Annotated in this window: 7 protein-coding genes and 1 pseudogene; 2 read left to right on the top strand and 6 right to left on the bottom strand. The window is 49.1% G+C overall.

Annotated features, from left to right (window positions below; all coding sequences use genetic code 11):
- Window positions 1-95: 95 nt before the first annotated feature.
- The 4 genes from H6F67_RS14030 to H6F67_RS14015 form a co-directional block, all read right to left on the bottom strand.
- Window positions 96-1,394: an MFS transporter gene (locus H6F67_RS14030; protein ID WP_190767245.1), complete on the bottom strand. Its 1,299-nt coding sequence runs from the start codon at window positions 1,392-1,394 to the stop codon at window positions 96-98.
- A 154-nt stretch (window positions 1,395-1,548) separates the two neighbouring features.
- The gene (locus H6F67_RS14025) at window positions 1,549-2,301 is read right to left on the bottom strand and encodes a nucleotidyltransferase domain-containing protein (RefSeq protein WP_190767244.1); all 753 of its coding nucleotides are present in this window, start codon (window positions 2,299-2,301) and stop codon (window positions 1,549-1,551) included.
- Window positions 2,302-2,305: 4 nt separating this feature from the next.
- Window positions 2,306-3,232: a DNA polymerase beta superfamily protein gene (locus H6F67_RS14020; protein ID WP_190767243.1), complete on the bottom strand. Its 927-nt coding sequence runs from the start codon at window positions 3,230-3,232 to the stop codon at window positions 2,306-2,308.
- Between the two features lie 160 nt (window positions 3,233-3,392).
- Window positions 3,393-4,253 carry a DMT family transporter gene (locus H6F67_RS14015; RefSeq protein ID WP_190767242.1) on the bottom strand — a complete coding sequence of 287 codons (861 nt, stop codon included), beginning with the start codon at window positions 4,251-4,253 and terminating at the stop codon, window positions 3,393-3,395.
- Between the two features lie 211 nt (window positions 4,254-4,464).
- On the opposite strand from H6F67_RS14015, the pseudogene H6F67_RS28140 reads away from it, so the two are divergent.
- A pseudogene (locus H6F67_RS28140) lies at window positions 4,465-4,731 on the top strand (endonuclease domain-containing protein); the annotation flags it as partial.
- 120 nt (window positions 4,732-4,851) lie between these two features.
- Here the strand turns inward: H6F67_RS28140 and H6F67_RS27715 are convergent.
- Window positions 4,852-5,118, bottom strand: coding sequence for a hypothetical protein (locus H6F67_RS27715; protein ID WP_242020641.1), 267 nt, complete (start codon window positions 5,116-5,118; stop codon window positions 4,852-4,854).
- A gap of 88 nt (window positions 5,119-5,206) precedes the next feature.
- Here H6F67_RS27715 and H6F67_RS14005 point away from each other — a divergent pair, with 88 nt between their 5' ends.
- On the top strand, window positions 5,207-6,157 hold the full coding sequence (locus H6F67_RS14005) for a LysR family transcriptional regulator (protein ID WP_242020640.1): 951 nt from the start codon (window positions 5,207-5,209) through the stop codon (window positions 6,155-6,157).
- A gap of 86 nt (window positions 6,158-6,243) precedes the next feature.
- Here the strand turns inward: H6F67_RS14005 and H6F67_RS14000 are convergent, their stop codons facing one another.
- Window positions 6,244-6,798, bottom strand: coding sequence for an AAA family ATPase (locus H6F67_RS14000; protein WP_190767241.1), 555 nt, complete (start codon window positions 6,796-6,798; stop codon window positions 6,244-6,246).
- Between the last annotated feature and the right edge of the window lie 127 nt (window positions 6,799-6,925).

Here is a 6,925-nt window from a genome sequence, read left to right as displayed (position 1 = left end):
GTATGTGGGTTACTTTGAATAAACTGTTCGAGCGTTTCCATTGTCTGAGAGGGTAGAGTTTGAGGCACACCCTCAGCCTACCATTTGTTCACATCCTATTTAGGCTGCCTGTAGTTTTTGGAGAGTTGTTGATACGATCGCGATCGCATTGCCAGCAGCGTCACAATCAACCCAATCACTCCCGTTACTGTAAATAAAAGTGCGATGCCGCGATCGCTTCCAGTGCCAAACCAAGTACCGATTAAATTAACGCCTGATCCCGTTGTCATGAACGGGATGAAGATGAATTGAGCGATCGGACCAATCATAAAAGCGGTGAGCGGCGATGCAGCTTGTTCAATACTTTGGGCAAAACCGAACACTCGTCCTTGACGATCGAGCGGAATCACCGCTTGAATAATAGTTTGCTCTGAAGCTTCAACGACGGGAATGAGGCAGAGGTAGATGAAAAGCCCGATCGACAGCAGCGCGATCGAAGCTTGAATTGTGAAGAAAACTGCAATAATCCACATCACGATATTAGCGAGAAAAAGCGTTCGCAGTGGATTTTTTCCTAAGCCTTTTTGAGCAACAATCAACCCACCGACGATAAATCCTAAGCTCAACACGCCCCACAGAATGCCCCAGATTTGTACCGAAACCAGCGATAACCCATAGGCATCCATGAGCGACATGAAAACGCCGCCCAAGAAGTTGTTGAAACAGTTGAAGAAAATTAGCGAAAATAGTCCAGGCACAAGCTGAATTGCTCGAATTGTGCCGCGAATATCAATATGATTAGTTTGATGTTCCGCATGAACAATTTGCCTTTCAGGAATGGCGATCGCTACCAGATGCAGAATGGTTAAAATCGTCAATCCAACCGCTAACACTAGCATCCAATCCATTCCCAGAAATCCGATCACCAGACCGCTAAAGATCGATGCGATCAAGAAGGAAACGCCGTTTGTCGTTCCGACTAAACCATTTGCTTGATCGCGTTTTGCTTCAGGAATCAAGAGTGTTACAAGAGTTGGTAGAGCGATCGTGCGGATGTTGCCTGCGATCGCTCCGACCAACGCCAGAATAATTAATGTCCAAAGGGCAACACTAGATGCATTTGTAAAAACTGCTGGTTCAGTTGAAATAAAAACAATGTAGGCAAGGACGAATAGCCCTAGAGAGCCAAAGCTTGATAGCAGCAAAACTGTTTTCTTAGGGTAGCGATCGACGAGCGATCCTAGAAAGAATCCAGACACCGCCGTTGTGAGCAAGTAGATTCCTGCCATTACCGAGGTTGCTGCTACTGATTGAGTTTGCAGATACACCCAAAATGTGACCGCAAACCAAACAAAAGTATTGGTCAGCGCAGCTACAAGCGAGTTTGCCAAGACAGCATAAAACGTTTTCGTCATTCGCGAGAGCCTCGATTTCTCAAATGTTGTGTGGCGATGTCGTTCATCAGCTTGATTGTTTAGATTTTTCTTTGAAATCGCCTTTCGTTTTCCTTAAAATTATGACTGCGTTTGTAGTTTTCGTGCTTATCTCATTCATTGTTGCGAACTGTAATTACACGCTGGCTAAGCGAATCCGCACCAGCAAATCGTGCAGTTCAGCTTGAGCAGTTGCCGCCTCCGGCAGATAGGTTCGATCGCTTTCCTCTACCAAAATCTGCACCAATCGGTGATATTCCTGCTGATGAAATGTGCGATCGGTTGTTGTCAGTTTCGATCGCTCACCGCCTTGCAACTTTCGCTCAATTAGATCAGAAATTTGTGATAGATGAAACTGCTGATTAAGCGTCACCAAATTGGCTTCGATCGCGCCCGTTTGCATCAAGTGAATTCCCGTTAATAGAACGCGATACACATACAGTAACGGCTTAACTCTAGGCGGTTGCTCTTTCTCAAACAGTCGCCATTGTGTCTGAGCAAAACCGAGGTAGTGATGGCTATGATGGCGCGTGATGCAGCGAGGAGCGATCGCTTTCAACTCGTTATGAGCGGGCGTGGTTTGCACAATCAGCGGAGAGAAAAGCTGCTCCAGCACATAGCCATTTTTCTTCAACATCAAGCTCATGAACTTCTTCACATCATGCGTCACCAGATCAAGCTCTAAATTTGCTTCAAGCTGCGATTGCTCGATCGTTTCTTCTCCTATATTTAATCCAACGACTTCTGGCAGCGGCAAAATATGAACGCCGCGCAGATCGTAGTCAGAATCAGGTGAAGGAAAACCATACAAATGTGCGCCGCTGACGGTGGCAAACAGCAGCGGGTACGGTTGCGCTTGGGCGATCGATTGCAGTTCAACAAGCAGCATGAGGTTAAACCATTGAGCGACGAGCGCGGAGGAGAAAAGCGTTGGCCTGTTCGTAGTCAGGGCGATCGGGCAATGTTGTTTCGGCAAAGGCGCGATCGAACTGGTGATGCAAACTCAATCGCCACTGGTTCACCTCGTCCCAACTCAATTGCTGATGGCGAATCGCCAGCAGTTGCGATCGATGCGCCTCGACTTGCACGGGCACAAAACCTTCTTTCAGAATCGTGATTCCCGACAGCAACAAGCGAATCAAATGCATCGCGTGCTTCCAGCGAATATGGCCGCGACTGCGTAGATCTTGCTCTAGTTTTTTGAACTGTGACAAGACGTAGCTGTTGTAGGTTTGATACACCAGCTTTGACAGAAAGATCGATCGCACATTCAGCAACTCTTGCGCGATCGGCGTCACCGTTTCAACTAATGGCGTATAGAGACATTCAAGAACATTTGGATTCGCTTTGAGCGCCAGCACAAGGAACTTTTGCAGTTCCCAATAGCATTCTTGGGCGGGTTTATCTTCTAGCTGTTCGGGAATGCCGTAGAGCGACCAGTGCAAATCAGCAGGCGGCAGGTAAATTCCGCGTCGATCGACATCTGAGTGGGCGTGATCGAGTCCATACGCTCTTGACCCGACGACACAGCGGTAGATCACCGTGTCAAACAAGTTATAGTCGGTCAGCACACCATCGCGCTGCCAGTCGGCTTGCTGAAAGTGTTTGCGAATGCTGAACTCGTGCCGCCGCAGGAAGACGCGATCGCCCGTCGGCAGTTGAATTTGGTAGGTGTGCGAGTTGTCGGTGGGAGCCTGCACAATTTCACCGACTGCACCGCACAGGCAAGTCGTTTCTCCGTGTGGCGTTTGGACTGCTACGCGGGTGACGACCTGCGTTCCCACAGGCAGAATCAAGTTGTACTGAGCCGAAGGGTTCATTGCAAAAACTACAAATGTAGCATTCGTAGCATAAGGCAGCGAAAAGCAGATGTAAAGATGTAAAGCCAGCCGTCCGTCAATCGCTTTACCCTGCTATGAGATCCGTTTCAGCCGCACACACTAGTTTCAGCCGCAAAGACTTTGAGCCGCAAAGACAATGCTAAAGCTCCTGTGGATTGATTTTGCGTTGACTCCAAACGGTGGCAAACAAAATTAATCCGGCTCCAATCAATCCGCGCACACCCAACTGTTCGCCCAGCAGCCAGAACGAAAAAATTGAGGCGAACACAGGCTCAAGCGTGTAGAGCAACGCGGCCTCATGAGAAGAAACATCTCGCTGGGCGATCGCCTGTGTCAAAATCGGCGTTGCGGTCACAATCAAGCTCATGTAGAGCAAAATCTGGAAGTTGTCTGCGATCGCGCCCATCTGTGCCATCAGTTGCGGAGTTGCCCAAATTCCGCCCAAAATCGCCATCGTCGCAAGCTGCACTGCCACCAGCGGCAACGTTGCATGACGCGGCGAAACTTTTTCGAGCAGCAGAATGTAGATTGCACAGCCGATCGCACAAGCCAACGTCAGCCAGTCTCCAACTCCAATTCCGCCGCCTTCCCAAGAGAGAATGCCGATGCCTGCGATCGCCAAGCCTGCTGCCAGCACCACGCGCAACGGCAGCTTTCGCCCCAATCCCACCGCCATCAGCGGCACAAAGATTACATTCAAACTAACTAAAAACGCCGATCGATTGGCCGAAATAGTTTCAATTCCCTTTAAGGCAAGCACACATTCAACAAAGTAGACGATGCCCAACAACAGACCATCACGAATTACGTTGCGATTGAGGCGACGCAAGAAGGGCGAGAAGGCGATCGCAGCAATGGCAAATCGCACAATCAAAATGCTCGCGGGCGTCAGGCTGACCAGCAGATGTTTGAGCAGTGGAAATGAAGTTCCCCAAACGATCGTGGTGAAAATCAGCAGCAGAACACCCCGATTGTGATGTGGGTTTGAAGCAGAAATCATGGGGTTTTGATGAGATTGTTTGATGTGGTTTTACCCTTGAAAAGCCCCCTAAATTCTCCACAGTGGGGGACTTTGAGGATGGTTGGTGGGTGGATGGAGGTGGGCAAGCTAGTAGAAGTTACCCTAATTGAGGTTTATGGATTCTCGTCGCATTCGGGAAACTTCGCCTGAGATCATTTCTGCTGCTCGGCAGCTTTGACAAAACCTTACCTTTGCTGAAAAGCGGTTGTGGCAAGCTTTGAAAAATCGCCAACTGAACAGCTTGAAGTTTCGATCGCAGCATTCGATCGCGTCTTTCATTGTCAATTTCTACTGCCCTGAGCATCGACTGATTATCGAACTCGATGGTGGCATTCATGACCAGCAGGTAGATTACGATACCGCCCGCACCGAAAAACTCAGTCAGCTTGGTTACCGAGTCATCCGATTTCGCAACCAAGAAGTCATGTCAAATTTACCGCATGTCCTCCAACAAATCCTCAACGCGATCGCGGAGCTTGCGGAACGGTATCGAAACCTAACCAACAATCCTCAAAGTCCTCCATTCATGGGGGATTTAGGGGACAAAAAGCGATCGCAATTCGTTCAATTCACAGGATTAACGCAAATGACGCTGTTCAATCCAGATACGAAGTTCATTTTCGCTGACTTGGTGAATCGATCGCCCCGTTCGATGATCGATCGCATTCCACCAAACTCCGGCTTCGTCGTGCGTCAGCCAAATCTCGATTGGGTCGGGGTATAAAAACGCGATCGCTTGTTGGAGAAGCTGCAAGAGGCGATCGCGCCAAGTTGGATATTGCCTCACAGAAGGCGGAATCAGTTCAAGCTGCTGATATTCTGACCAGCGCAGAGCAGGTTTCATGTTGCACCTCCAAGCGATTTGTTTCACTTTATGAACGATCGCTCGTGGATACAAATCATTCACCTCATCGCATCCATCAAATTCATTGATGGATAAAATTACCGCAAACCGTCAGAATTTTGGGCAAAGTGGGTTCTACGCAATGCAAGAGATTGGACGGCTGAAGCTTTCACAACTGCAAATCTTGATCGCCGTTGCTGACTGCGACAGCTTCAGCGAAGCCGCCCTGCAACTGCATTTGACGCAATCGGCTGTGAGCTATGCGATCGCCACGCTGGAAGAAAATCTCGGCGTCGTGCTGTTCCTGCGGGGACGATATGGAGCGCAGCTAACTCCGGTTGGCGAACAGATTGTCGATCGTGCCCGTCAGGTGATGTATCTGATGCAGGACATGGTGAAGCAGGCCAATCTCGCCAAGGGACTGCACGGCGGACAGGTGCGAATTTCGGCTTTTCGCAGTGCCGCAACGCAGATTTTGCCCAACGTGATCGCTCAGTTTTGCCGTTTACATCCCGCGATCGCCGTTCGCATTTTGGAGTATGACGATCGCCCCGAAGTCGATGCGGCACTCCGCAAACAGCGCACCGACATCGGAATTACTTACCTGCCGACGAGTCCAGAATTTGAAACTTGGGAACTGATGCGCGATGAGTTTGTCATTTTGTTTCCGCCGGAGTTTGAGCGATCGCACCCGCATCTTACTTGGGAAGACCTCACCGCCTATCCGCTGATTATGGCTCCCGATGGCGATGGCTGTGATGCGATGGTGTATGCCCACTGCGGCAAGCATGGCGTTCAGCTACAGCCCTCCTATCAGGTGCGATCGGATGCCACGATCGTCAACATGGTCGCGCAGGGCATCGGAGCGGCAATCAGTCCTCGCCTTGCTGCCGAACCTGTTCCGCCTGGCGTTCAGGTTTACAGTTTGCCCGTACCGCTCGATCGCGTTATCTGTGCGGCTGTTCTGACCGATGCGCTGCTGCCGCCTGCGGTTTTTGCGTTTTTGGATTTGCTGAAGCGCTCTTTAGACTTGCGTTAGCAACTCGTTGAAGGGGTGAAGTTTTTAGGGGGCGATCGCATCCAAAACTGAGCTTTGTTTGACAGATGGATCACAAGTGAAAGGTTCTAATTCTTTAGCAGAAATGTTTCAATCTCTTCCAAGTTAGGGTGATATCCATCACTTGTATCAACTTCAAGCGTGGGAATGGGCAAAAGCGGTGGATCGTAATTTTCTAGCGGTAATTCGACACCTTGTTGAGCGGCTCGTACTCCTCGATCGCCGTGAAATCTTAGCCGATTTGGATCAGATAAGCCTCGTTGAATAAAACGTGATCTCGCTAAACGCGGGTCAACTGTGCAAACAATTATCTTTACTTGTGATATCTGAGAAAGCTGCTTTAGCGGCTGTGCCCAGAGATGATGTTGAAATGCTGCTTCAGCTACCAGTGTTATTTGCTTGGATAGCAAAAAGCCTAGAGCTTCAAAGAATATGCTGTAAATGTTTTGGTTAACGTCTTCGCCGAGAGATTCATGGCTACTTTTCATCGTATTAACAAATCCTTCTTTGATTTCATCACGACAGATCGCTGGGCATCCTATCTTTCTTGCGAGAGTGTGCGCTAGCGTGGTCTTGCCCGATCCTGGCCGTCCTGTAACAACTGCAAGCAAAGGTTTATTCATGGAGCTTTAGATATTACAGCAATCCTAAATAGGAGATGAACAGTAGCCGTACATAAATGCTTTGGCAAAAGCAAAGGTTTGACAATGTGTGACTAATTGAAACAGAAACTTGACCGACCCAAATCTT

Source organism: Microcoleus sp. FACHB-1515 (assembly GCF_014696105.1).
In the GTDB taxonomy this organism is placed as follows: Bacteria; Cyanobacteriota; Cyanobacteriia; order Elainellales; family Elainellaceae; genus JAAUTJ01.
Note: the sequence above shows the minus strand (reverse complement) of the source record. Positions and strands in the feature narration are given on the sequence as shown.